Source organism: Providencia sp. UF-183 (assembly GCF_058246155.1).
Genome location: NZ_JBSICD010000001.1, coordinates 16,694 through 39,681 on the forward strand (window position 1 = coordinate 16,694; position 22,988 = coordinate 39,681).

Consider the following 22,988-nt stretch of genomic DNA (forward strand, 5'->3'; position numbering starts at 1 on the left):
TGGGGAGCAAATGATGGCACAAGTTGTTTATAACGAATCAATCGCGCTGCAAATTGAACAGCAAGGCGGCGTGGAATCTTACTTACTTGCGCAGCAACAAAAAGGGCTTTTACGCTTTCTCACCTGCGGTAATGTGGATGATGGAAAAAGTACATTAATCGGGCGTTTATTGCACGATACCCGCCAAATCTATGAAGATCAGCTCACAACGCTGCAAAGTGATAGTAAGCGACTGGGAACGCAAGGGGAAAAGCTCGATCTCGCCCTGCTGGTGGATGGCCTTGCAGCAGAACGTGAGCAAGGGATCACCATCGATGTGGCGTATCGCTATTTTTCGACAGAGAAACGCAAATTTATTATCGCAGATACCCCCGGACATGAGCAATATACTCGCAATATGGCGACAGGTGCATCAACTTGCTCACTTTCTATTTTGTTGATCGATGCTCGAAAAGGCGTGCAAGAGCAAACGCGTCGCCACAGCTTTATTAGTACATTGCTGGGGATCCGCCATTTGATTGTTGCAGTGAATAAAATGGATCTGGTGGAATACAGTGAAGCTGTATTCGACAAAATTAAGCAGGATTACCAACAGTTTGCTACTGAATTACCTGTTGAATTAAATGTATGGTTTGTGCCGATTTCAGCGCTTGATGGCGACAATATCGTTAACCCGAGTGAGCAATTACCTTGGTACCAAGGGGAAACATTGCTGTCTATTTTAGAGAATGTGCAGGTTGAGCAAAAGGCCTTCGAGCAAGCGCTGCGTTTCCCTGTGCAGTATGTGAATCGACCCAATTTAGATTTTCGTGGTTATAGCGGCACATTATCATCAGGGATTGTCCAAGTTGGGCAGGCAGTGAAAGTGCTGCCATCGGGGGCAACGGCCAAAATTAAAGAGATTGTGACATTTTCAGGCTTGCAGGATTTCGCCATACCCGGTGAGGCCATCACGTTGGTGTTGGATGATGAAATTGACATTAGCCGCGGAGATTTAATCGTCGCAGAAAACGAAAACTTGCAAGCCACGCAACATGCGTTGATTGATGTGGTGTGGATGGCGGAACAACCCCTTGTTCAAGGCCAGCAATTAGATATTAAAATTGCGGGAAAACGCAGCCGTGGGAAAGTCGAAAACATTCAATACCAAGTGGATGTGAATAATCTCACCCAAAAAGTCGCTACGGAATTGCCGTTAAATGGTATCGGCTTAGTGGAGTTTTCCTTTGATGAACCTTTGTTGTTGGAAAACTACCAACGTAACGCTGACACAGGTGGCATGATTTTTATCGACAGGCTGACAAATGTGACGGTGGGCGCTGGGCTTGTACGAGAGGCACAAGAGCCAGTTTTTGAGGCAACGGGAGAATTTAGCGAATTTGAAATTGAGCTTAACCAGCTGATCCGTCGACATTTTCCTCATTGGGGCGCTCGGGACGTACTGGGTGGAAAATAAACCAATGACTCAAGATAATAATATTGTGTGGCATCAACACGCGGTGACTCGCCCTTTGCGGGAAAGCAATAATGGTCATAAAGGAGCGGTCCTGTGGTTTACAGGGCTATCTGGGTCGGGTAAATCGACACTGGCAGGGGCGGTTGAACACCAGCTGGCTTCGATTGGCGTGAAAACCTATTTATTGGATGGCGATAATATTCGCCACGGGTTATGCCGCGACCTTGGGTTTAGTGAGGCTGACAGGCAAGAAAATATTCGGCGAGTGGGTGAAGTTGCTAAACTGATGGTGGATGCGGGGTTAGTCGTGGCAACCGCGTTTATTTCGCCTTTCCAATCGGATCGACAAAGTGTTCGTGAATTATTCGAACCAAATCAATTTTTAGAGTTATACGTTGATACGCCAGTCGACGTGTGTGAACAACGTGACCCAAAAGGGTTATATCAACAAGCGCGGGAAGGTAAAATTAAGCAGTTTACAGGGATTGATTCCCCTTATGAAATCCCCTTAAGCCCTGAATTACGACTTGATGGGCAGCTACCTATCTCCGATTCTCTTTCTAATATTATTGCCCTATTACTGCGCAATAATATCATTCAAATGGATTATTAATGCCACTTAGCTATCATCTTAAATCCCAGTTTTTTATTTTTGGTGATAAAATAAGGTGATAGTTAAGGGTTACAAATCCGATTTATTCTGACTTTTTAATATAATTTTTTGTCACAGTAGCGCGATTCGCTGAGTTATGGGATGATTAGCACATCATTTCAGGGGGCAAGATGGGTAAATTAACGCTACTATTAATCGCGATATTAGCATGGTTGCAGTATTCCTTATGGTTAGGCAAGAATGGCATACATGATTATGTCCAAGTCAAAGATGATGTTGCCGCGCAGGAAATTGTTAACTCGCGCCTGAAAATGCGTAATGAACAACTATTTGCTGAAATTAATGACCTTAATGATGGTCAAGATGCAATCGAAGAGCGTGCGCGTAGTGAACTCGGTATGATTAAACCGGGTGAGTCTTTCTATCGCATGGTAAAAGAAAGTAGCAACCAGAAATCAGCTCAATAATATGAATCCTAAAATAATGCGCCCATTTGCCTGATAATTTCTGATGTAAGAACCAAATAATGACAAATCCAAGTGTTGCCCCACAAATTGTTGCACTGATCCCAGCAGCAGGTATCGGCAGTCGTATGAATGCTGATTGCCCTAAGCAGTATTTACCCGTCGCGGGCAAAACGATTATCGAACATACCATTGATGCATTGTTAGCGAATAACACCGTTAATACGGTGGTTATTGCACTTAGCGCCGATGATGATTATTTTCAGCAACTTGATATTGCTAAAGACCCTAGGGTGACCGTCGTCACGGGGGGAAAAGAGCGTGCCGATTCTGTTTTGGCAGGGCTTAACTACCTTAGCTCACAACCTGATTATCATGATTGTTGGGTACTGGTGCATGATGCGGCGAGGCCTTGTCTCCACCAACACGATCTCAACAACATTATTCAACTAGCAACGGAACAAGGTTGCTGTGGCGGTATTCTTGCCGCCCCTGTGCGTGACACCATGAAACGTAGTGTAAAAACATCCGTATTCATCGACCATACCGTCGAACGTGAGTCACTATGGCATGCATTGACGCCCCAATTTTTTCCGTTGGAACTCTTACGGAACTGTCTAAGTAAAGCCTTGAAAGAAAATGCCACGATCACCGATGAAGCCTCAGCACTTGAGTATTGCGGCTACCAACCTGTTCTCGTGGCAGGCCGTGCGGATAACTTAAAAGTGACGCAGCCTGAAGACCTCGCGTTGGCAGAGTTTTATCTTTCAAGAATGAATAACTAAGGAAAAATAATGAGAATCGGACACGGTTTTGACGTACACAAGTTTGGTGGCGAAGGCCCTATCGTAATTGGCGGCGTGCGTATTCCCTACGAGCAAGGTTTACTGGCCCATTCAGATGGTGATGTGGTGTTACATGCATTAACGGATGCGATTTTAGGTGCTGCGGCACTAGGGGATATCGGTAAATTATTCCCTGATACTGACCCTGCATTTAAAGGGGCGGATAGCCGTGTTTTATTAAGGGAAGCCTTTTGCCACGTGCGTGCTAAAGGTTATCGTATTGGTAATATCGATATCACCATTATGGCGCAAGCCCCGAAAATGCTGCCTCATATTCCCCAAATGCGCGTGAATATTGCAGAAGTCTTAGAATGTCATATGGATGATGTGAATGCGAAAGCGACAACAACAGAGCAATTAGGCTTTGTCGGTCGTAAAGAAGGCATTGCGTGTGCCGCCGTTGTCCTTTTAGTGAAAGATAATAGTAATGAAAGCAATGAATGTTCAGTACCTGCATGGTAAACCTCTTTCTTCAGGAACATTAAAAAGTACTCCTGAAGATTTTATCGTGAAAGAAGACCTAGGCTTCGAGTTAGATGGCGAAGGCGAGCACGTGATGGTGCGTGTGGAAAAAACAGGCTGTAATACGCTGTTTGTGGCAGAGCAACTTGCCAAATTTGCTAAAATTTCAGCCCGTGTTGTGAGCTATGCCGGTTTAAAAGATAGACATGCGGTGACGGAACAGTGGTTTTGCTTGCAAATGCCAGGTAAAGACACGCCTGATTTCTCAGCGTGGCAATTAGATGGTTGCCGTGTGCTTGCCGTGACGCGACAAAAGCGTAAATTACGTATTGGTTCTCTGAAAGGAAATCAATTTGAAATCACATTGCGTGATATTTCAGATGCCAATGACGTTGAGCAACGCCTGCAAAAAATCGCCACTTCGGGTGTGCCAAACTATTTTGGTGAGCAGCGTTTTGGCCGTGATGGGCAGAATTTGACCCAAGCTTTACGCTGGGCTAACCAAGAAATTCAAGTTCGTGAACGTAATAAGCGTAGTTTTTATCTATCAGCAGCGCGTAGTGCCATGTTTAATCATGTGGCGAGCGAGCGAATTGCTCAAGGGACCACGCAGCAAGCGCTGTTAGGTGATGCACTGCAATTAACGGGGCGGGGCAGCTGGTTTGTAGCAACACAAGAAGAACTTCCATCATTGCAAAGCCGTTTACACACATCAGAGTTGAGTGTCACAGCACCCTTGCCTGGAGATGGTGAGTTAGGTACGCAAGATGACGCGCTGGCATTCGAAACAGCATGTTTAGCAGAATATCAAGCATTTATGCCACTGATGCAGCGCGAACGTGTTTCGCCAGCTCGTCGTGCAATTATTGCTAAACCGCAAGATTTTACATGGCAATGGTTAGATGATTCAACGGTAAAACTGACGTTCTTCTTGAATTCAGGTTGCTTTGCGACCAGCGTTGTACGAGAAATTATTAATCAAAACGGGCAGGATAATGTCGATGCTAAAGATTTTATTGAGTAATGACGATGGCGTAAATGCGCCAGGAATTCAAACTCTTGCGGCAGCGCTGCGCCAATATTATCATGTTCAAGTGATTGCGCCTGACCGCAATCGCAGCGGCGCATCTAATGCACTGACATTAGATAGACCACTAAAAATTCAAACATTAAGTAACGGTGACCTTTCTGTTCAAGAAGGGACACCAACCGACTGCGTATACATCGGTGTAAATAAAGTTGTTCGCCCGCGTCCGGATATTGTCGTGTCGGGGATCAATTGCGGCCCTAATTTGGGGGATGACGTGATTTATTCAGGCACCGTAGCAGCCGCAACGGAAGGACGCCACTTAGGGTTGCCGTCGATTGCGGTTTCGTTAGATGGTGAAGTCCATTATGAAACGGCGGCAAAAGTGACTTGCGACATTCTTGCTATGCTACAAAAGAACCCGTTACGTGCAGGGAATATCCTGAATATCAATGTGCCGGATATTCCTTATGAAGAACTTAAGGGCATCAAAGTCACGCGCTGTGGTAGCCGCCATGCTGCGTCAGAAGTGTATAACCTTGAAGATCCTAAAGGGAATATGCTTTACTGGTTAGGGCCTGTTGGCGAAATTCGCGATGCAGGGCCGGGGACAGATTTTGAAGCTGTCCAAAATGGTTATGTTTCCATTACGCCATTGCAAGTCGACTTAACTGCGTATAAAGCGCATACATTAGTTGAAGAGTGGCTGGAGAAATCAGGAGTGACAGTAAAATGAAAACAGGGCTCATGAAAGAACTCTTGGCACAATTGCGCCAACAGGGAATTCACGATGAGCGCCTATTGGATGCAATTTCACAAGTTCCGCGTGAACGGTTTGTGGATGAAGCGCTCTCACATAAAGCCTACGATAATATCCCGTTACCAATCGGTCACGGGCAAACTATTTCACAGCCGTATATTGTCGCAAAAATGACGGCGTTGCTGTCGTTAACAGCCAATGATAATGTTCTGGAAATTGGCACAGGTTCGGGGTATCAAACGGCAGTATTAGCGCATCTTGCGCACCATGTTTTTTCAGTTGAACGCGTTAAAAGCCTACAATGGACAGCCAAACGTCGGTTAAAACAGCTTGATTTGCACAATGTGTCCACGCGTCATGGTGATGGCTGGGAAGGGTGGCAGTCTAAAGGCCCATTTGATGCAATTATTGTCACCGCAGCACCGACAGAAATCCCGACACTGTTATTAGGGCAGATGAAAGATGGTGGGCGTATGGTATTACCTGTGGGGGATAAAGAACAGTCTCTGAAGTTAATTACTCGACGAGGTAATGACTATCACGCCAATGTCATTGAAAAAGTGCGTTTTGTGCCACTTATTGCGGGTGAGCTACTTTAATTTATTTGCAATGGTATTTCTGAATTATAAAAGTGAATTGATTTTTTATAATGATGTTAAATAAAATGCCATTGCAAAAGTTTTACTAACTCAAATAGCAGTAAAACTATTCCAAATATGATATTTTACCCATCTAAAATTGAATCAATGGCTTAAACTATTAAGTCATAATCTCAAATTGTTATCTTTTTGATATATTTAACTTGTTCACTATTTTGTATTTCTGCTTTAATAAGTGAAATATTTTATGGTAACTCTATTACTGACATAAAACTGAATTGTCGCGTCAGATTTTTCTTCACGGGAGAAGAAGCATGAAAATTGTTAGCCCTATAAGCAGAATTCGATGGGCAGTCATCTTTTCATTTAGCGGAGCGTTATTGGCAGGTTGTTCTACGCCATATCACCCAGCAGCACCTATTTCGAGTGTGAATGATAGCCAATCGCGTCAGCCAGTGGCTCAAAGGACGACATCTACTGCGCCAAGTAACACAGGGATGAGTACGGCAATGCCGTCATCGCGCCCAAATTTATCAAGTAATACCAATAATCAGCCAGTAAATCGTACATCAGCACCAGTGAACACCAGCACTGATGGACGCATTGTTTACAACCGTGATTATGGCAGTATTCCAAAAGGTAGTTATAGCGGAAATAGCTATACCGTTCAGCGTGGTGACACGTTATTTTACATCGCATATATAACCGGTAATGATTTCCGTGAGTTAGCATCGAAAAACAATATTCCTGAACCATACAGCTTAAATGTTGGTCAGGTAATTAATATTGGTAACACAAATGTGAACTCGAACACGCAATTGGCGTCAAATTCATCAAATAGTCATCAGCAACCGGTTGATCTTCGAACAACTAATGAGTATCCTGCAAATAGTGGTGGTCAAACTTCCGGTAAGATGTTGCCGAATAATAGAAAACCTGCAACGCAAGTTTCTACGACAACAACAACGAACACGGCTACCGCACCAACTGCTTCTACGGCAGCAAGTGGCACAAATAATTCGTCAATTAAGTGGCGTTGGCCAGCAGAAGGGAAAATGATTGAAGGTTTCTCTGATGCTCAAGGCGGGAACAAAGGGGTGGATATTGCCGGTTCTCGAGGTCAATCTGTGCTCGCTTCTGCGCCAGGAAAAGTCGTTTATGCAGGCAATGCACTGCGTGGATATGGAAATCTAATAATTATAAAACATAACGATGACTACTTGAGTGCTTATGCACACAACGATACGTTGCTTGTGCGCGATCAACAGGATGTTACTGAAGGTCAAAAAATAGCTACGATGGGTAGTACTGGTACAAGTTCAGTTAGACTACACTTTGAAATTCGTTACAAGGGAAAATCAGTAAACCCGTTGCGTTATTTACCGCAACGATAAACTGGGCAGAGTGCTTTGACATTCTGTCCGCATTATCTAGGGTAGGAGTCACTGATGAGCCAAAGTTCGCTGAAAGTTAACGAGTTATATAATGACCTTGACGAAAGCAATTTAGACGACGCTTTTGATGAGAGTCAGTTTAAAGAAGAAGATCTGGTTTCTGAACAGGAAGAAGAAATGGATTTACTCCAGAACACGAGTCAACGTGTTCTGGATGCTACCCAAATCTATCTAAGTGAAATTGGATTTTCACCACTCCTCACCGCTGAGGAAGAAGTTTTCTATGCTAGACGTGCACTGCGTGGCGATGTCGCTTCGCGTCAGCGCATGATAGAAAGTAATCTTCGCTTAGTTGTGAAAATATCTCGCCGTTATAATAACCGAGGTCTTGCTTTACTCGATCTGATCGAAGAGGGCAATCTTGGGCTGATTCGCGCTGTTGAAAAATTTGATCCAGAAAAAGGATTCCGTTTTTCGACGTATGCGACGTGGTGGATCCGTCAAACGATCGAACGCGCTATTATGAATCAAACCCGAACGATCCGCCTTCCTATTCATATCGTCAAAGAACTCAATATCTACCTTCGTACTGCACGTGAATTAGCCCAGAAGTTGGACCATGAGCCAAGCCCTGAAGAGATCGCTGAGCAGCTAGATAAACCTGTCGAAGACGTCAGCCGCATGTTGCGTTTAAATGAACGCATTACATCTGTTGATACTCCAATTGCAGGGGACTCAGAGAAATCTTTGCTTGAGGTATTGTCTGATGATAATGATTCAGGTCCAGAAAATACAATTCAAGACAACGACTTAAAAGATAATATCGTTAAGTGGTTATATGAATTGAACCCAAAACAAAGGGAGGTTTTAGCACGACGTTTTGGGCTTTTAGGTTATGAAGCAGAAACTCTTGAAGAGGTTGGGCGCGAAATTGGGCTCACTCGTGAACGAGTTCGTCAGATTCAGGTGGAAGGTTTAAGGCGATTAAAAGATATTTTACATGGTGAAGAGCTGACTTTAGAGTCGCTATTCAATATGTAGAGTGTTAATGAGATAAAAGATAAATAAAAATCCCTATAAGTGAAAGTTTATAGGGATTTTTTTATTGGCTAGAAATAGTGTTAATTAATTGGGACACCGCTATGAAATTTAAAATCATCATCAGGCGTTGAAATTAATTCAGCTTCAATAATTCCAAAATAATTAACCCGATCAGTAATATCTTGTTTACTAATTAACTGAGCTAACTGCAAATAGTCTTGGTAGTGGCGAGCTTCAGAGCGTAATAATGAAATATAAAAATTAGCCAGCTGTTCATCTAAATAAGGCGCTAACTTTGCAAACCGTTCACAAGAACGCGCTTCAATATAAGCCCCAATAATCAGTTTATCGACTAACGTTTTAGGATCATGTGGGTCAATATGACTAAATAAGCCTTTTGCATAGCGCCCCGCCGTGATGCCATCATAAGGAATATTGCGCTCGTGCATGATTTCCAATACTTGGTAAAAGTGATGTAGCTCTTCTTTGATTAGCAGCACCATTTTATCAATCAAATCTTGGCTGTAAGGTGATTGCTTACGTGCCAGTATCTGTTTGGATATTTGGTTTTTATTTCTTAAGGTGTGAACATCCCCAATCCTATCGTAAGCAAAGGTCTCATAAGGCTTAAACCACTCAAGTAATGTGGCGGCACTGTCTTTATCCACGGCATATTTGCGGATCAAAAACAGGGCACTTTGCGCCGCTTTTAACTCACACAATAAGTGGTCTTTAAGGATAATTGGCAAGTTTTCAGGTTGACTGGCTTTTTGCACCCATTCATCCGGGGTTTCGCACTGTAAAAATTGCCGAATTGGCGCAAGTAGCGCCGCATACTCATCCATGTTAGCTATCCATATCCTTTAAACGATACAGCCAATCAAGGGCTTGGCGTGGCGTTAGTTTGTCGGGATCAATGCCTTCTAATGCGACCAATACTGGGGATGGCTCAGCTTCTTCAGCCGTTAAGAAGCTCAGTTGTGCGCTATCTACATGGCTGGAGTTAGCATTGTTGGAGATAACCTCTAACTCTTTTAGCTTTTGCTTTGCACGCTTAATCACGTCTTTTGGCACACCTGCTAACGAGGCAACCGCAAGACCATAACTCTTGCTTGCTGCACCTTCTTGAACATTGTGCATAAAGGCGATGGTATCACCATGCTCAATGGCATCGAGATGGATATTCACAGCACCTTCCAGTTTTTCAGGTAAGGTTGTCAATTCAAAATAATGGGTCGCGAACAATGTCATTGCTTTGATTTTATTGACTAAATTTTCAGCGCACGCCCATGCAAGGGAAAGCCCATCATATGTTGAGGTGCCGCGACCGATTTCATCCATTAACACTAAGCTATGTTCGGTCGCATTGTGTAGAATGTTAGCCGTTTCAGTCATTTCCACCATGAATGTTGAACGACCAGAAGCAAGGTCATCCGAGGCACCGACACGGGTAAAAATACGGTCAATCGGGCCAATAACCGCTTTGCTCGCGGGCACAAAGCTACCAATATAGGCAAGCAGCGTGATCAGTGCAGTTTGTCTCATATAGGTACTTTTACCGCCCATATTTGGCCCCGTGATGATCAACAAACGGCGTTGTGGGGATAATGAAAGTGGGTTGGAGATAAATGGCTCACTGAGCACTTGCTCAACTACTGGGTGGCGGCCTTCGGTAATTTGAATACCTGCTTTTTCAGTGAGTTGCGGGCAAGCATAGCCTAGTGTTTCTGCACGCTCAGCAAGGTTGGTTAAGACATCAAGCTCTGATAATGCCTCTGCACTGGTTTGCAGTGCAGCAAGATGTGGAAGCAGCATATCAAACAGTTCGTCATACAATGCTTTTTCGATGGCTAATGCTTTTCCTTTAGAGGTCAGAACTTTATCTTCATACTCTTTGAGCTCAGGGATGATATAGCGCTCAGCATTTTTTAAGGTTTGGCGACGTACATAGTGGATTGGTGTTAAGTGGCTTTGGCCACGGCTGACTTGAATGTAATAACCATGAACCGCGTTATAACCCACTTTTAGGGTATCGATACCCAGCTTTTCACGCTCACGAATTTCTAAGCGATCAAGGTAATCTGTAGCGCCATCAGCTAAAGCTCGCCACTCATCGAGCTCGCTGTTGTAGCCTGGTGCAATTACACCGCCATCACGCACTAATACGGGTGGCGCATCAATAATCGCGGTTTCCAGCAAACTTTGTAGCTCATCGAATTGGCCAATTCGACTTTGCAGTTCTACTAAATAAGGGCTGCTGGACTGGCTAAGGATCTGATGAATGTCGCTATATTGTTGAAATGCATGGCGCATGCGAGTTAAGTCACGTGGTCGGGCAGAGCGCAGTGCAAGGCGAGCAAGAACCCGCTCTAAGTCACCAATTTGGCGCAGAAATGGTTGTAATTCAAAACCTTGTTCCTGCAAAGCGCTGATTGCTTGCTGGCGGTTATTCAATACTTGAATATTGCGCAGTGGGGTATGCAACCAGCGCTTTAACATGCGGCTGCCCATTGGCGTTACGCACATGTCTAAAATAGATGCGAGGGTATTTTCAGTGCCACCTGCGAGGTTTTGGGTGATTTCTAGATTACGACGCGTTGCCGCATCCAAAATAACATTATCATTTTGTTTTTCCATCACAATACTGCGAATATGCGGCAATGAGGTGCGTTGGGTATCTTTGACATATTGCAGTAAACAGCCCGCGGCACGCAGGGCTTTATGGGCATTCTCTACACCAAAACCGATTAAATCTTTAGTGCCAAATTGCAAGCCAAGCTGTTGTTTTGCCGTGTCCAGTTCATATTCCCACAGTGGACGGCGGCGCAAGCCTTTATTGTGCTCAATCAGTGACATACTGGCGAAATCTTCAGGGTACAGAAGCTCCGCAGGGCGGGTACGCTGTAATTCAGCTTGTAGGGCTTCCTCATCAGAAATTTCGCTGATAATAAAGCGGCCAGATGTGATGTCTAATGTGGCAAAACCATAGCCTTGAGCATCTTGCCAGACTGCGGCAAGTAGATTGTCTTGACGTTCGTTTAATAATGCTTCATCAGTAATGGTGCCTGGAGTGACAATACGTACCACTTGGCGCTCAACGGGGCCTTTGCTGGTCGCAGGGTCACCAATTTGTTCGCAGATTGCGACAGATTCGCCCATTTGCACGAGTTTAGCAAGGTAACCCTCGGCCGCATGGTGCGGCACACCCGCCATTGGAATAGGCTGACCCGCTGATTGCCCGCGTTTTGTTAGGGAGATATCCAGTAATTGTGAGGCTTTTTTAGCATCATCAAAGAAGAGTTCGTAAAAATCCCCCATACGGTAAAACAGCAGTATGTCTGAATGTTGTGCTTTTAGTTTTAAATACTGCTGCATCATGGGTGTGTGGGATTCGAAGCTTTGCGTATCAGTCATAGTGTTGTCTGTTCTAACGTATTGAGTTAACGAAGTTCTGTGAGCGAGTTGAACGTTCACGAAAGGGTATAAAATACCACAGATCCCATCAAATGAGAGTAGGCAAACGTGTTACGCATGGATTTCCCTATGGTATTACGCCAAGGTGATAGAGGGCAACTTGAGTTTGGTGATAAAGTGTCTGAAATATTTATGAGAAGAGAAAGAAAAGTCGATGACTAAGAACGAAATCTATGTGGAAATGTTATTTGGGGTGTTACCTCATCTCAGAAATATACAAACTCAAGATAGACAGTTAAGACTAAAAGATATGTCCTGCTATTATGAATCTGAATTGGTTCATAATCTGCCAAATAAATTATTGAATAATGCGTTTACCATGAATGATATTTCATTTTTAAACAATCAAGCTAAGTATTACCACGATAAATGCAATGCGAATATCAGCATTCTTTATAACAGCAATTTAGCCTTGATTAAAAAGCTGTTTGAGCTTGTTCCAAACGAATTAAAACCACAACTTGAATGGGCGGGACCATTGTGAGTAAAACCGAGAGGTGAGTAATATGGCGTTTATCGATCTCCCTGATGAAATTGATTTTTTAAGCTTTTTTGAAAGTGAGCCTATTCATCGAGATATTGAAGATGCGGTGACATTTGGCTATGAATTCAAACAGGGGAATATTCGTCTATTATTCTACTTTACGGCCTATGAAGGCTGTGTCTCCTTGATATTAAAGCAAGAAGATAAGGACTTGCTTTCATTATATTTGAGTGAAATAACAAGAATTTCAATTACTGAAGATGAACGTGCATTGATCATTTGGCCAAAAGCAAATAGTGCCGAAAATAATTATTATGTGCAAGTTAGGCCAACAATCCTAATTAACAATAAAGGATATGCTGGATAATAATGTCTGTATTGTTGATTTTGTGAAAAAACGCCCCTTAATTTAAGAGGCGTTTTTGAGTTATTGCATCGATTTTTTCAGCTTTTCAACTTGTTCGGCGGTAACGGGCTTGCCTTGACCACCCCATTCAGCACGTGCCCATGAAAGCAAATCGGCGATTTCTTGAGGGTCTAAATCGTCGGCAAAACTTGGCATGGCGTACATGCGTTGCCCATTAGGGAATGTGGTGGTAGGAATACCCGTTAACACTACGCTAATAAAAGTTTCAGGGCTGTCCATCGCTAAAATGGCATTGCCTTTGAGGGCGGGAATACCATTCGGTACGCCTTCACCTGTAATGCCGTGGCAACCTGCGCAAGTGGACATATACATCAAGCGACCCGTTTCCATTGTTGCGCCAATATCCGCGGTAGGTTGAGCACTGGCTTCAGGTAATGGCGCGGGTGGTGCTTTGGCGCCTAACACCTTTCCTTGTTTATCCGTCATCAAATAAATCGCCATGTCGTCGACATCGTTTTTCTTCATTTGGCTGGTGGAAAAATGTGTCACGGTGCTCATATCGGCAAACGCTGAGCCTTGAGGGGCATTACCTGTCAGTAAAAACTGGCTCAAAGACGCAGTGTCATAGCCATGTTTAGATAACGCTTGTGCAGTGATATCTGGAATTGCCAGACCCGCTTCTTCCCCCCCTTGTAATGAGCGAGAAAATTCGACGCCCATCATCAGGTTACGTGGTGAATGGCAGGCACCGCAGTGGGCAAGACCCTCCACGATATATGCACCTCGGTTCCATTGCTCAGAGCGCTGTGGGTCATGTGGCGCATTTTGTTTCGGGAAATTAAGCAGCGTCCAAAAGTTCATAAACGGGCGAACAGGTAAAACAAATACGCCTGTATTCTCTTTGTTGGGCACGGCCATTGGCGGCAAGGTCATCACATAGGCATACAACGCATCAATATCTTCTGAAGTCGTCATATGCGTGAAAACAAACGGCATGGCAGGGTAGAGGTTACCTCTCTCTTTGCCAATGCCATCTTTAAGCGCACGATGAAAATCGGCACGGGTATAGTTACCAATACCAAATTGTTTATCAGGAGTGATATTGGTGGAATAAATGGTACCAAAAGGTGTCCCGATAGCACGTCCGCCCGCAGCAAGTGGCCCTTCGGGTAATGAGTGGCAGCCAAAGCAATCTCCTGCCGTTGCGAGCTCTTGCCCACGAGGTATTAACCTTGCCACTTCTTCTGAGGTAAGCGGTTTATCTAAGCCAGGGCCAATACTGGAAGTACGAAATGCACCAAACAGGATTGCCAGCATCAGCACAAGAAAGAGCCCGATGATGATATAGAACGTTTTACGTATGGAGCGAGATTTAGCCATCGTCGTTCTCCCTAATCAATCACGCAGCCGGGAGTGTCGAGGGCGACTTTTCTCACAGCTTCGTAGTAACGCACATACCCAGTGCAGCGGCAAATATGTTCATTTAGCGCCTCTTCAATGGCCTGTTCAAGGTCAGCCCGTTTAACTGGATTTTTCTTGAGCTTATCGAGGAACACGGTAGCGCCTGTCACAAAACCTGGGGCACAGTAGCCGCATTGGAACGAAAAGTTTTCGATAAAGGCTTGTTGGATCGGGGTTAATTCAACCACTTTACCTTGCTCATCCAGCTTTGCTTGCCCTTCGATAGTGACAATGTTTTTGTTATTAAAATAGTGCGCGCCAAAAATACAGGTACGGCTTTCAACGGTGGTGCCATCGGGCTGAATTTCCATGATGGTGCAAGCGTGGCAAATACCTTGCCCACAACCAAAGTGAGTCCCTGTCAGGTCGAGGTATTCATGAAGGAACTCAATCATTGGCATCCCAACAGGGACGTCAATAGGGCCAATTTTTTGACCATTGATAGTCAGAGTTAATGGCTTGCGCTCAATAATCGGAACGGCATTGGTGATATTCATGAGAGGGCCTTTTTAATTTTATCTACCGTAATTGGGAATTCATAAAAACGCTTCCCCGTCGCGTGGGTGAGTGCGTTGCTGGTGGCAGGCAGGATAGGGATCATCCCCAGTTCTGCCATGCCTTTTGGCGGCGAAGTTTCAGACAGCGGCGGCAAATAATCGATAGTTTGTTGCCAAACAGCCACATCTTTTGCACGGGGTAAAACATAGCGGTTAAAGTTCCACGTACCGTTACCTGGGCCATCTTCATACAGCGGCAGTTCTTCCATTAATGCATGTCCGATACCCATTGCCGTACCACCTTGAATTTGCCCAGAAACCAGCTCTGGGACTATCATGGTACCGGGGTCCATAATCATATGATGGCGCATTACATCCACTTCCCCCGTCATGGTGTTGACGTTGAGCTCGACTAAGCAACACGCGGGAGTGACCGTTGTTGGGTCTGCTTTCGCCCTCTGAGTTGGTGGGTAGTACGCCATTTTACGTTTAATAAAGTGGTAACCGCCCGTTGTCATTTGTTTCTTCAATTCATTTGGCGCACCATCACCGTAGCGAATGGATATGGCATCAAGAGGCAGGTTTTTTAGCCCCACTGTTGGGATATCAAAGTCTGCACGAGCCCATTGCCAACTAGAATAACCATGTACCGCAATCCCTGTAATTAGCCCTATTTCATGGGCACGCTTAGCTAAAATATTGAAGGGGATTGGTTTCATACCACCGCCGCCAATACCCTCGGGGCCAACACGAATATCTGAAAACTCAACATTTAGGCCATTGAATGCACCGCCGCCTGGGCCCTCGCTCCAAATGCTTTTTGCCGCAGGCCATAAGGTATTTTCCAGTAAAAAATGACCCGCTTGGCGCGTTCCGAAACCGATGTAGTAGACGCCACTGGATGAGCTCATGTCTGGGATCAGGGCGGGGGTCCAATACGGGTCACTTTTGGCGAGTTCATCTTGTTTTTTCTGATCAGCCCAGCTGGTTTTTAACGGTAATTCTGCAAACTCGGTGACGCCAAATTCCACCACATCAGGGGCTTTACTGAGGGCTTGCCACACCATCACTTGCTGGGCGGTGGTTCCCCCTGTACCGATTTCTTGCATGCAGTGGCGCATGGTCAGTTTGCCATCTGCGTCAAATTCAAGGGAAAGAATAGTGGGAACGCCACTGGAGCCATACACTTGTTGAACTTGTGCAAAGCCAACGCCATACAGTTTTCCGGGATTTTTGGCGTCGTATTCCGCTTTGTTTTTCTCACGCTCGACCCAAATTGGGTGTTTTTCGGCGAGGTTTAGCATTTCCACATTGCGTGGGTCTCCGGCAATCACGCCCCCTTGGGTATTTGGGTAACCTTCTAAAATAGCGTTACGGCGACGTAACTCTATTGGGTCGATATTCAGGTTATGAGCGATTTCGTCCACCATCAACTCAGTCACCGCCATGGACTGTAACGAACCAAAGCCCCGCATTGAACCTGCTTCAACCGCAGGTGTTGCCATGGCGAGTGCGGTTAAATCTGATTTAGGGAAATAATAAATCGACTGTGCGCCACGCACCGCAACGTGAGAAACCGCAACGGATAAGTTTTCACGCCCTCCGCCATTGCAGTTATACGTGCCTTTTAATACATCGAATTTACCTGTTTTTTTATCGCCAATGATGGTCACATCCATTTCAATAGAATGGCGCTTCATACCCATTTGGAACTGTTCATAACGGTCATTCGCCATGCGCACAGGCAGGCCATCTGCATAGAAACTGGCGACTAAGGCATAGAATGGAAAAACCGAATAATCCTTTGAACCATAACCCACCGTTGAGCCTGTTAATAAAACAATATTTTCAACAGCAAAGTGTTTGTTATTTTTGGATAATTCTGCCGCAGCATTGACTACACCCGCAGGGGATTGTGTTGCTGTCAAAATATGCAGAGTTTTAGTTTCGGCATCATACCATGTGTTGCAGTTATCCGGCTCCATGGCGCAAGGGTCGATGGATTGGGAAAAGCCGTGACGCTCAAGCACAAATTTGTCTGGATTTTGGCGTGCGGCGGCAATTTCTTGTTCAATTTCCCGTGCATAATCCATGGCTCTTTCTTGTTTATCAGGCCGTTGTTCTGCTTGATGAAGGGCTTGAATAAAGCCACCGCCACGATCTTTGCGGATAACGGGGGGAACCGTGATGGCATGTTTGGGGTCATAAGGGGGCCAAACAGGCGTATTGCCATCAAAACCCCCTTTGATACCAGAATCTTGGTAAGGGGAGAAAATTGACGGGGAAAGCGGGGTTTCTCCCCCAATTCGCACATAGCGAGCTGCACCATAGTTTGCTGGCGGTTTAGGGCCTGTGACTGCGCCATATTTCACCGTATTTGTCGCAAAGCGCAACATACGCTGTGCCGCACTGTATTTATCAAAGTCTTGGTAAATCAAAATGGCGACAGGGTGGCCAATAATAGGGGCAGTTTCCCCTAACGGAACAAGCACATTGGTACCATAAAACCCTTTGCCCATTCCTGTATCTTGCGGGATATTTAGGCCGTCACGGATCAAGTCTTCTTGCAAGACAACTCTGTCAGGCTGTAGATTTGGCCCTAACATAGAAATATCAATGCCTTCGAACGTTTTCTCTGCATCCGTCGCTTTTAACATAAAGGCATAGCTTTGCTTTTTCGGCCAGCCGGGAATGTCTTTGGCACGGTAGTCGCGGGCGAAATTTTTTCTACCCGTGACTTTTTCGACGCCATCCCAGCGAAAGCGCGCTTTACCATTTTGCCCAATCCAGTCGGTTTTCGGTGAGTCAGAGTCTAACTCAACGGCAAGGGCAAAAGGGAGTTTACCTACCATGACGGTAATGCCTGCGATGGTGCCCAATTTAATAAAATTACGTCTAGAAATATGTCCCGTCATTATGTACTCCCAAATTTTATTATTAGGGGGATTTGCATTAGAGGTAGCAATAAATAATGTATTTGCATCATTAAATGTAAGATTATTTTATGATAAATAAAATAAGTCATATTTAGATGATTAATGTGCGATTACTCAATAAGTTACATAAATAGTATGGGTATCTATAAAGGGTTATGGGAAGTGAGTAAAGCGTTTTATACAAGAAAGTGAATAATCTTGGTAGAGTCATCTTTATTAGATAATTTTAACGAAAACCACTACCTAAAATGATTGTTTTAATTAATGGGATGAAATGATTTTAATTATTTAAAAACAAATCCAATATGTAATTAAATATATAACGATTCTATTTTAGATTTATTATTAATTAATTTAAATGGCAAACCAGACTAATATTATTAGTCTGGTTTTGTGGGAGGTTATTGACGTAATGCTTTAACGTGTTCTGGTGTGATATCGGCAGGTTGCCCACCCCATTCAACACGCAAGAAGTTGACTAACTCGCTGATTTGTTGGTCATTCAGTTTATTTGCAAACCCCGGCATGCTTTGTAGGCTTTGGTTATTCGGAAATTGTTGTTCAGGTAAACCATCCAAAATAGTATTAATCAGATTGGTACTGTCTACATCGCGTAATGTTGAATTGCCTTTCATCGCAACGGCAACATTTGGTTTGCCACTACCATCGTAAGAGTGGCAGCCTGAACAGGTTTCTAAATACACTTGTCGACCTTGTGAGTTACCTTCTCCCATTTTTAATGGCAATGTCGCGGGTGGGTTGTCGCCCATTAGGTAAGTGGCGATTGCGCTATTATCCTCAGGGGTTAAATGCTGCGAACTCAGGTAAATCACAGGGTGCATATCACTATAAGCTGAGCCCTGAGGGGCAATGCCTGTCATGAAAAACTGCTGTAAATCCTGTTTTGTCCAACCTCTTGCGGCGAGTGCTTCTGGCGTAATATCTGGGGCGATAAAGCGGCCTAAAGCACCGCCTTTCATAAAGTTATCCAACTCCATTTCACCCAATGCACCTCTTGGGGTGTGGCACTCGGAGCAGTGTTCCAATACGTTAACTAAATATTTCCCTCGTTGCCATTCAGGAGAGCTACCTTGGGAGCTATCTGGAAGCGGCTTGTCATTAAAAAACAGCAGGTTCCAACCAATCATTGCCATACGCTGGTTGAGTGGGAAAGGTAACGAATTTTCGGGTGGTGCGACATCCACCGCTGGGCGGCTCATCAAATAACTGTAAATTGCATCGGAATCTTCCCGTGTCATGCCCTTATAAGAGGTATATGGCATCGCAGGGTAGAGGTGTTTGCTGGGTGGTGAAATCCCTTGGGTTAGTGCTTTATAAAACTCATCTTTTGTCCAGCGACCAATCCCAAAGTCCGCAGAAGGGGTTAAGTTACTGCTATAGATGGTACCAAAAGGCGTATCAAGGGGAAAGCCGCCCGCAAGTGGTGCGCCGTTAGCGCTGGTATGGCACGCTGCGCAGTCACTGGCAAGAGCTAGGTAACGGCCTCGTTCAATTTCTTGGGGTGTCGAAGTCACCTTTTGCACAGGACCATCTAATGTTCGGCTTTCATACCAGTAAAGCACCGCCCAAACGACAATGACAATCGCCACAAGCCATAAAATGATTTTTTTGATCATTTGATTGCCTCCTTAATCAGCCCAGGAGTAGCGAGAACAACTTCACGCACCGCTTCATAGTAACGAACATAGCCTGTGCAGCGACAAATATGGTTGTTCAGCGCCTGCTTAATGGCTTCTTCTAAGTCTTCCTCTTTGATTGGGTTACGTTGAAGTTCTTCAATAAAAATGGTGGCTGCATTGACAAAACCTGGGGTGCAATAGCCACATTGAAAACTAAAGTTTTCGATAAAGGCTTGTTGTACAGGGGATAATTTTACATCCCCATTTTCTTCTTTTGTCGCCGCGCCCTCGATGGTACGAATGCTTTTGTTGTTAAAGAAGTGAGCGCCGGTGATGCAGGTACGAACTTCTTCACTGGTGCCAGATGGGTGGTCTAAGATCACCACGCAGGCGTGGCAGATGCCTTGACCGCAGCCTAAACGTGAACCCGTTAAATCGACGTATTCGTGAAGGAAATCAATCATCATGAGGCCTTCAGGTACATCCATTGGTCCATAAGATTGGCCGTTAATGGTTAAGGTCAGTGGAAGGAAATTTAAACTCATGATAATACCTCTTGAATATCTGTAGCACGCACAGGGAGGTGCAAGAAATGGTGGCCAGTTGCATCGGCGATAGCATTGACGATAGATGAAACCACTGGGATCATCACTACCTCAGCAACCCCTTTTGGAGGATCGGTGTCTGAGAGTCCCGGTAGGATTTCACTGGTCTGCTGCCAAACTGCAACGTCACTGGCGAGCGGAAGATGGTAACGGTTGAAGTTCCATGTTCCATTGCCGGGTCCGTCTTCATACAGAGGTAAATATTCATGAAGGGCATGGCCGATACCCATAGCGAGCCCGCCTTGGATTTGCCCTGAAACCAATTGTGGAACGATTAAATTACCGCATTCCACAACGGTGTGGTGGTCAAGTAATTCAACCTGCCCAGTGGCTTTATTAATGGACAATTCTGTGACAGTCGCCACCGCACTGTAGTAGGTTACACCTGCGTTATTTCTTTGTGTATCAGGGTAATAGGCTTTTTCACGATGGCAGACTTGGTAATCCTTTTCAGCAAAACGCAACGCGAGCCCATCGACGGGTAAGCGGCGCATTTCGCCTTGAATGCTAAAATCGGCTTCAGCCCATTGCCAGCGATTAAATACGTGGCTAACCACACCAGTCACACCACCCATTTCAAAGGTGCGATCGATTAATCGCTGTAAGCTCAGCACTTCTAGCCCATCGGCCGTTAGCCCCTCGGCAACCCAACGTGCATCTTCGCGGCGCACAACTAATGGTGCCGCTTGTCCTCCGCCAATGCCTTCTTGCCAAATTGACATTGCGGCAGGCCACAACCCATGTTCGAATACGAGTCGTGCCGCTTCTTCGGTACTGTGGGTAAAGTAGTATGCGGAGTTACTGGCACTTGACGGTGAGCAATAATTTGGCGTCCAGAGTGGGTTTTGCGCTAAGCGGTCTTGTTCTTCCTGTGCCATGGCAAACGGGTTACCCGTTGATACCATAGGTAAAATCGACCAATCAGCTACAGAAAAGTGAGCAAGTTCAGCGGGTTTTCCAAGCCATTTTGCGCATACAACGGCTTGAGAGGTTGACATGCCCGTCCCCATTTCAGCCCCACTGTGGTAGATGGCAATTTTGCCTTCTCGCGTTAGCTCTACACGAGCAAATGATGATTCCGCGCCTGTCCCAAAGTCTTTTTGCACACAGGAAATCCCTGTACCAAAAAATTTCCCACTATTTTTGGCTTCGTAATCGGCTTTGCGTTTGGCCCTTTCGGTCCACATCGGGTGAGCTGCGCAGCGCGTTAATACTTCATCGGCACGAATAGCGCCGCCCGGGATTGCCCCTTGGGTATTTTTCATCCCTGATTTGATTAGATTGTTTAGGCGAAATTCAATGGGGTCAGCCTTGAGCAGCTTCGCCGCTTCTTCCATTAACATATCGGTAGCAGCCATGGCTTGCAGCGTGCCATAGCCTCGTGCCGAGCCTGCATCGACTGCCCGTGATGCAATACCAACCGCAGATAGGTCACTACGAGGGATATAATAAATGGCCTGCGCACCTGTGGCACCCACCATGACAACGGATGGCGTAAAGTTACAGCGCCCACCACCATCACCAATAAATGAGGCATTGAGCGCTTCAATTTTATGGGTTTTCTTGTTGACGGCTAATGTGTAATCCATGTCGAAGGCATGGCGTTTGATACTGGATTGGAATTGCTCATATCGGTCATTGGCCAGACGAATAGGTACGCCATCGCCATATAGTGTTGCCATGGCGCCATAATAAGGGAATGGGGCATGGTCTTTTGAACCATAACCCACTGTAAAACAAGGATGTAGGAATATTTGCTTAATTGGGAACGTTGATTTAGCCAGCATTTCAGGCAACGATGCCGCCACTTCTTGTGGTGACTGAGTTGGGATCACAAGGTGGAATGATTGCGTTTTTGCATCATACCAGCCATTGGCATTGTCGGGCTCTAGAGCCGCGGTATCAATGGATTGGGTCGTATATTTACGTTTAATCACCAACCAATCTTCTGGTGGGTTTTCCAGCTGTTTTGCCAGCTCGTCAGCAAACAACATGCCTTCTTCATCCAGTTTTCCACCTTCACGGCCTTCAGGCCATACAGGGAGGTGTTTTTTCATCCCAATCGGTGAGATAGGCATGTCTTTCATACTGGAATAAATATCTGGGTCGTAAGGATTTTCACTTCCAATACGTACCCCACGGTAGGTGCCCCAAGGGTCGCGCTCTAATGGCCCAGTAAATGCGCCATATTGAATAATATCATCGTGGAATTTAAGTGTTTCTTTGGCAAAACGGAATTTGGCAAAGTCATGGTAAATGAGCAGTGCCACAGCTTGGCCTAAATAGGCAGGGGTTTTTCCTTCGGGAAGAAGCAAGTCTTCTCCGTAAAACTCAGGGAAAGCCACACCGTCTTTTTCTAAGTCACTTGCCGTCACAATACGGTCTGGCATCAAGCCATCGCTGAGCCTATCGAGGTTAAAACCTTGGTAAATTTTGTCCGCTTGCGTCACTCTGAGTAAAAATGCGTGACCTTGTTGTTTTGGCCAGTGAGGGATATCTCGTGCTCGGATGTCTCTGGCGAAAACTTTTTCACCTTGCACTTTAGAAAAGGCATCAATGCGAAATTTGATTCGCTTATCAACGGGGTTCCAGTCTGGGGACTGGAGAATTTTTTCCTCAAATAGCACATCAAAAGCGCGGCTATATAAAGGGGCGAGATACACTGAAATTCCAGCAACAACGGCACATTTAAGAAAGTGTCTGCGGGAGAGTCCAACATTGCTTTTGCTCATAATAAACCCTTACACTTATTATATTATATTATATTATATCTATATTGTTGTATTTATCATTACTCTGAAAAGTATTACATACTGATTCAAATATTGTCTAAATGTGAATGGATTTCAAGCAAGGATAAATA

At 45.0% G+C, this 22,988-nt stretch carries 20 protein-coding genes; 12 read left to right on the forward strand and 8 right to left on the reverse strand.

What is annotated here, in order from left to right:
* Positions 1–10 precede the first annotated feature (10 nt).
* From cysN to rpoS, 10 genes are all read left to right on the forward strand, one after another.
* Positions 11–1,456, forward strand: coding sequence for a sulfate adenylyltransferase subunit CysN (gene cysN, locus AC4IFT_RS00075; RefSeq protein WP_490750309.1), 1,446 nt, complete (start codon positions 11–13; stop codon positions 1,454–1,456).
* A 4-nt stretch (positions 1,457–1,460) separates the two neighbouring features.
* Positions 1,461–2,069, forward strand: coding sequence for an adenylyl-sulfate kinase (gene cysC / locus AC4IFT_RS00080; RefSeq protein WP_490750311.1), 609 nt, complete (start codon positions 1,461–1,463; stop codon positions 2,067–2,069).
* A 170-nt stretch (positions 2,070–2,239) separates the two neighbouring features.
* Positions 2,240–2,536: a cell division protein FtsB gene (gene ftsB / locus AC4IFT_RS00085; RefSeq protein WP_047757167.1), complete on the forward strand. Its 297-nt coding sequence runs from the start codon at positions 2,240–2,242 to the stop codon at positions 2,534–2,536.
* 59 nt (positions 2,537–2,595) lie between these two features.
* Positions 2,596–3,318 carry a 2-C-methyl-D-erythritol 4-phosphate cytidylyltransferase gene (gene ispD, locus AC4IFT_RS00090; RefSeq protein ID WP_490734428.1) on the forward strand — a complete coding sequence of 241 codons (723 nt, stop codon included), beginning with the start codon at positions 2,596–2,598 and terminating at the stop codon, positions 3,316–3,318.
* Positions 3,319–3,327: 9 nt separating this feature from the next.
* Positions 3,328–3,840 (forward strand): 2-C-methyl-D-erythritol 2,4-cyclodiphosphate synthase, encoded by a 513-nt coding sequence (ispF, locus tag AC4IFT_RS00095; protein WP_490750312.1) that lies wholly within the window; start codon positions 3,328–3,330, stop codon positions 3,838–3,840.
* On the forward strand, positions 3,806–4,864 hold the full coding sequence (gene truD / locus AC4IFT_RS00100; protein WP_490734430.1) for a tRNA pseudouridine(13) synthase TruD: 1,059 nt from the start codon (positions 3,806–3,808) through the stop codon (positions 4,862–4,864). The genes ispF and truD overlap by 35 nt, the downstream gene beginning before the upstream one ends.
* Positions 4,842–5,603 (forward strand): 5'/3'-nucleotidase SurE, encoded by a 762-nt coding sequence (surE, locus tag AC4IFT_RS00105; protein WP_219246040.1) that lies wholly within the window; start codon positions 4,842–4,844, stop codon positions 5,601–5,603. Before truD ends, surE begins: the two co-directional genes overlap by 23 nt.
* Entirely contained in the window at positions 5,600–6,226 is a 627-nt protein-coding gene (locus tag AC4IFT_RS00110) for a protein-L-isoaspartate(D-aspartate) O-methyltransferase (RefSeq protein ID WP_490734433.1), read from the forward strand. Before surE ends, AC4IFT_RS00110 begins: the two co-directional genes overlap by 4 nt.
* 314 nt (positions 6,227–6,540) lie before the next feature.
* Positions 6,541–7,620 (forward strand): murein hydrolase activator NlpD, encoded by a 1,080-nt coding sequence (gene nlpD, locus AC4IFT_RS00115; protein WP_490750313.1) that lies wholly within the window; start codon positions 6,541–6,543, stop codon positions 7,618–7,620.
* 54 nt (positions 7,621–7,674) lie between these two features.
* Positions 7,675–8,661, forward strand: coding sequence for an RNA polymerase sigma factor RpoS (gene rpoS / locus AC4IFT_RS00120; RefSeq protein WP_273805090.1), 987 nt, complete (start codon positions 7,675–7,677; stop codon positions 8,659–8,661).
* Between the two features lie 80 nt (positions 8,662–8,741).
* On the opposite strand, the gene miaE is transcribed toward rpoS, so the two are convergent.
* Positions 8,742–9,506: a tRNA isopentenyl-2-thiomethyl-A-37 hydroxylase MiaE gene (miaE, locus tag AC4IFT_RS00125; RefSeq protein WP_490734435.1), complete on the reverse strand. Its 765-nt coding sequence runs from the start codon at positions 9,504–9,506 to the stop codon at positions 8,742–8,744.
* A 1-nt stretch (position 9,507) separates the two neighbouring features.
* Positions 9,508–12,075 carry a DNA mismatch repair protein MutS gene (gene mutS, locus AC4IFT_RS00130; protein ID WP_490750314.1) on the reverse strand — a complete coding sequence of 856 codons (2,568 nt, stop codon included), beginning with the start codon at positions 12,073–12,075 and terminating at the stop codon, positions 9,508–9,510.
* Positions 12,076–12,289: 214 nt separating this feature from the next.
* Between mutS and AC4IFT_RS00135 the strand changes: the two genes are divergently transcribed.
* The gene (locus AC4IFT_RS00135) at positions 12,290–12,619 is read left to right on the forward strand and encodes a zinc ABC transporter substrate-binding protein (protein ID WP_490750315.1); all 330 of its coding nucleotides are present in this window, start codon (positions 12,290–12,292) and stop codon (positions 12,617–12,619) included.
* 22 nt (positions 12,620–12,641) lie between these two features.
* The gene (locus AC4IFT_RS00140; RefSeq protein ID WP_490750316.1) at positions 12,642–12,986 is read left to right on the forward strand and encodes a hypothetical protein; all 345 of its coding nucleotides are present in this window, start codon (positions 12,642–12,644) and stop codon (positions 12,984–12,986) included.
* A 60-nt stretch (positions 12,987–13,046) separates the two neighbouring features.
* Here the strand turns inward: AC4IFT_RS00140 and AC4IFT_RS00145 are convergent, their stop codons facing one another.
* The 6 genes from AC4IFT_RS00145 to AC4IFT_RS00170 all read right to left on the reverse strand — a co-directional run bounded on the left by AC4IFT_RS00145 (position 13,047) and on the right by AC4IFT_RS00170 (position 22,857).
* Entirely contained in the window at positions 13,047–14,366 is a 1,320-nt protein-coding gene (locus AC4IFT_RS00145) for a cytochrome c (RefSeq protein WP_490750317.1), read from the reverse strand.
* Between the two features lie 11 nt (positions 14,367–14,377).
* Positions 14,378–14,944, reverse strand: a complete 567-nt coding sequence (locus AC4IFT_RS00150) for a (2Fe-2S)-binding protein (RefSeq protein WP_375084058.1) — start codon at positions 14,942–14,944, stop codon at positions 14,378–14,380.
* Complete coding sequence (locus tag AC4IFT_RS00155) at positions 14,941–17,859, reverse strand: xanthine dehydrogenase family protein molybdopterin-binding subunit (RefSeq protein ID WP_490750319.1); 2,919 nt, start codon at positions 17,857–17,859, stop codon at positions 14,941–14,943. The genes AC4IFT_RS00150 and AC4IFT_RS00155 overlap by 4 nt, the downstream gene beginning before the upstream one ends.
* A gap of 422 nt (positions 17,860–18,281) precedes the next feature.
* Positions 18,282–19,517, reverse strand: coding sequence for a c-type cytochrome (locus tag AC4IFT_RS00160; protein WP_490750320.1), 1,236 nt, complete (start codon positions 19,515–19,517; stop codon positions 18,282–18,284).
* Complete coding sequence (locus AC4IFT_RS00165) at positions 19,514–20,065, reverse strand: (2Fe-2S)-binding protein (protein ID WP_353241920.1); 552 nt, start codon at positions 20,063–20,065, stop codon at positions 19,514–19,516. The genes AC4IFT_RS00160 and AC4IFT_RS00165 overlap by 4 nt, the downstream gene beginning before the upstream one ends.
* Entirely contained in the window at positions 20,062–22,857 is a 2,796-nt protein-coding gene (locus tag AC4IFT_RS00170) for a xanthine dehydrogenase family protein molybdopterin-binding subunit (RefSeq protein ID WP_490734449.1), read from the reverse strand. The genes AC4IFT_RS00165 and AC4IFT_RS00170 overlap by 4 nt, the downstream gene beginning before the upstream one ends.
* Between the last annotated feature and the right edge of the window lie 131 nt (positions 22,858–22,988).

Excerpts from the sequence above, each read along its gene's own strand:
- AC4IFT_RS00135 (WP_490750315.1), top strand. The coding sequence starts at position 12,290 with ATGACTAAGAACGAAATCTATGTGGAAATGTTATTTGGGGTGTTACCT.
- ftsB (WP_047757167.1), top strand. The coding sequence starts at position 2,240 with ATGGGTAAATTAACGCTACTATTAATCGCGATATTAGCATGGTTGCAG.
- miaE (WP_490734435.1), bottom strand. The coding sequence starts at position 9,506 with ATGGATGAGTATGCGGCGCTACTTGCGCCAATTCGGCAATTTTTACAG.
- ispF (WP_490750312.1), top strand. The coding sequence starts at position 3,328 with ATGAGAATCGGACACGGTTTTGACGTACACAAGTTTGGTGGCGAAGGC.
- AC4IFT_RS00145 (WP_490750317.1), bottom strand. The coding sequence starts at position 14,366 with ATGGCTAAATCTCGCTCCATACGTAAAACGTTCTATATCATCATCGGG.
- AC4IFT_RS00155 (WP_490750319.1), bottom strand. The coding sequence starts at position 17,859 with ATGACGGGACATATTTCTAGACGTAATTTTATTAAATTGGGCACCATC.
- AC4IFT_RS00160 (WP_490750320.1), bottom strand. The coding sequence starts at position 19,517 with ATGATCAAAAAAATCATTTTATGGCTTGTGGCGATTGTCATTGTCGTT.
- cysN (WP_490750309.1), top strand. The coding sequence starts at position 11 with ATGATGGCACAAGTTGTTTATAACGAATCAATCGCGCTGCAAATTGAA.
- AC4IFT_RS00165 (WP_353241920.1), bottom strand. The coding sequence starts at position 20,065 with ATGAGTTTAAATTTCCTTCCACTGACCTTAACCATTAACGGCCAATCT.
- cysC (WP_490750311.1), top strand. The coding sequence starts at position 1,461 with ATGACTCAAGATAATAATATTGTGTGGCATCAACACGCGGTGACTCGC.
- rpoS (WP_273805090.1), top strand. The coding sequence starts at position 7,675 with ATGAGCCAAAGTTCGCTGAAAGTTAACGAGTTATATAATGACCTTGAC.
- nlpD (WP_490750313.1), top strand. The coding sequence starts at position 6,541 with ATGAAAATTGTTAGCCCTATAAGCAGAATTCGATGGGCAGTCATCTTT.
- mutS (WP_490750314.1), bottom strand. The coding sequence starts at position 12,075 with ATGACTGATACGCAAAGCTTCGAATCCCACACACCCATGATGCAGCAG.
- AC4IFT_RS00170 (WP_490734449.1), bottom strand. The coding sequence starts at position 22,857 with ATGAGCAAAAGCAATGTTGGACTCTCCCGCAGACACTTTCTTAAATGT.
- surE (WP_219246040.1), top strand. The coding sequence starts at position 4,842 with ATGCTAAAGATTTTATTGAGTAATGACGATGGCGTAAATGCGCCAGGA.
- AC4IFT_RS00140 (WP_490750316.1), top strand. The coding sequence starts at position 12,642 with ATGGCGTTTATCGATCTCCCTGATGAAATTGATTTTTTAAGCTTTTTT.
- ispD (WP_490734428.1), top strand. The coding sequence starts at position 2,596 with ATGACAAATCCAAGTGTTGCCCCACAAATTGTTGCACTGATCCCAGCA.
- AC4IFT_RS00110 (WP_490734433.1), top strand. The coding sequence starts at position 5,600 with ATGAAAACAGGGCTCATGAAAGAACTCTTGGCACAATTGCGCCAACAG.
- AC4IFT_RS00150 (WP_375084058.1), bottom strand. The coding sequence starts at position 14,944 with ATGAATATCACCAATGCCGTTCCGATTATTGAGCGCAAGCCATTAACT.
- truD (WP_490734430.1), top strand. The coding sequence starts at position 3,806 with ATGAAAGCAATGAATGTTCAGTACCTGCATGGTAAACCTCTTTCTTCA.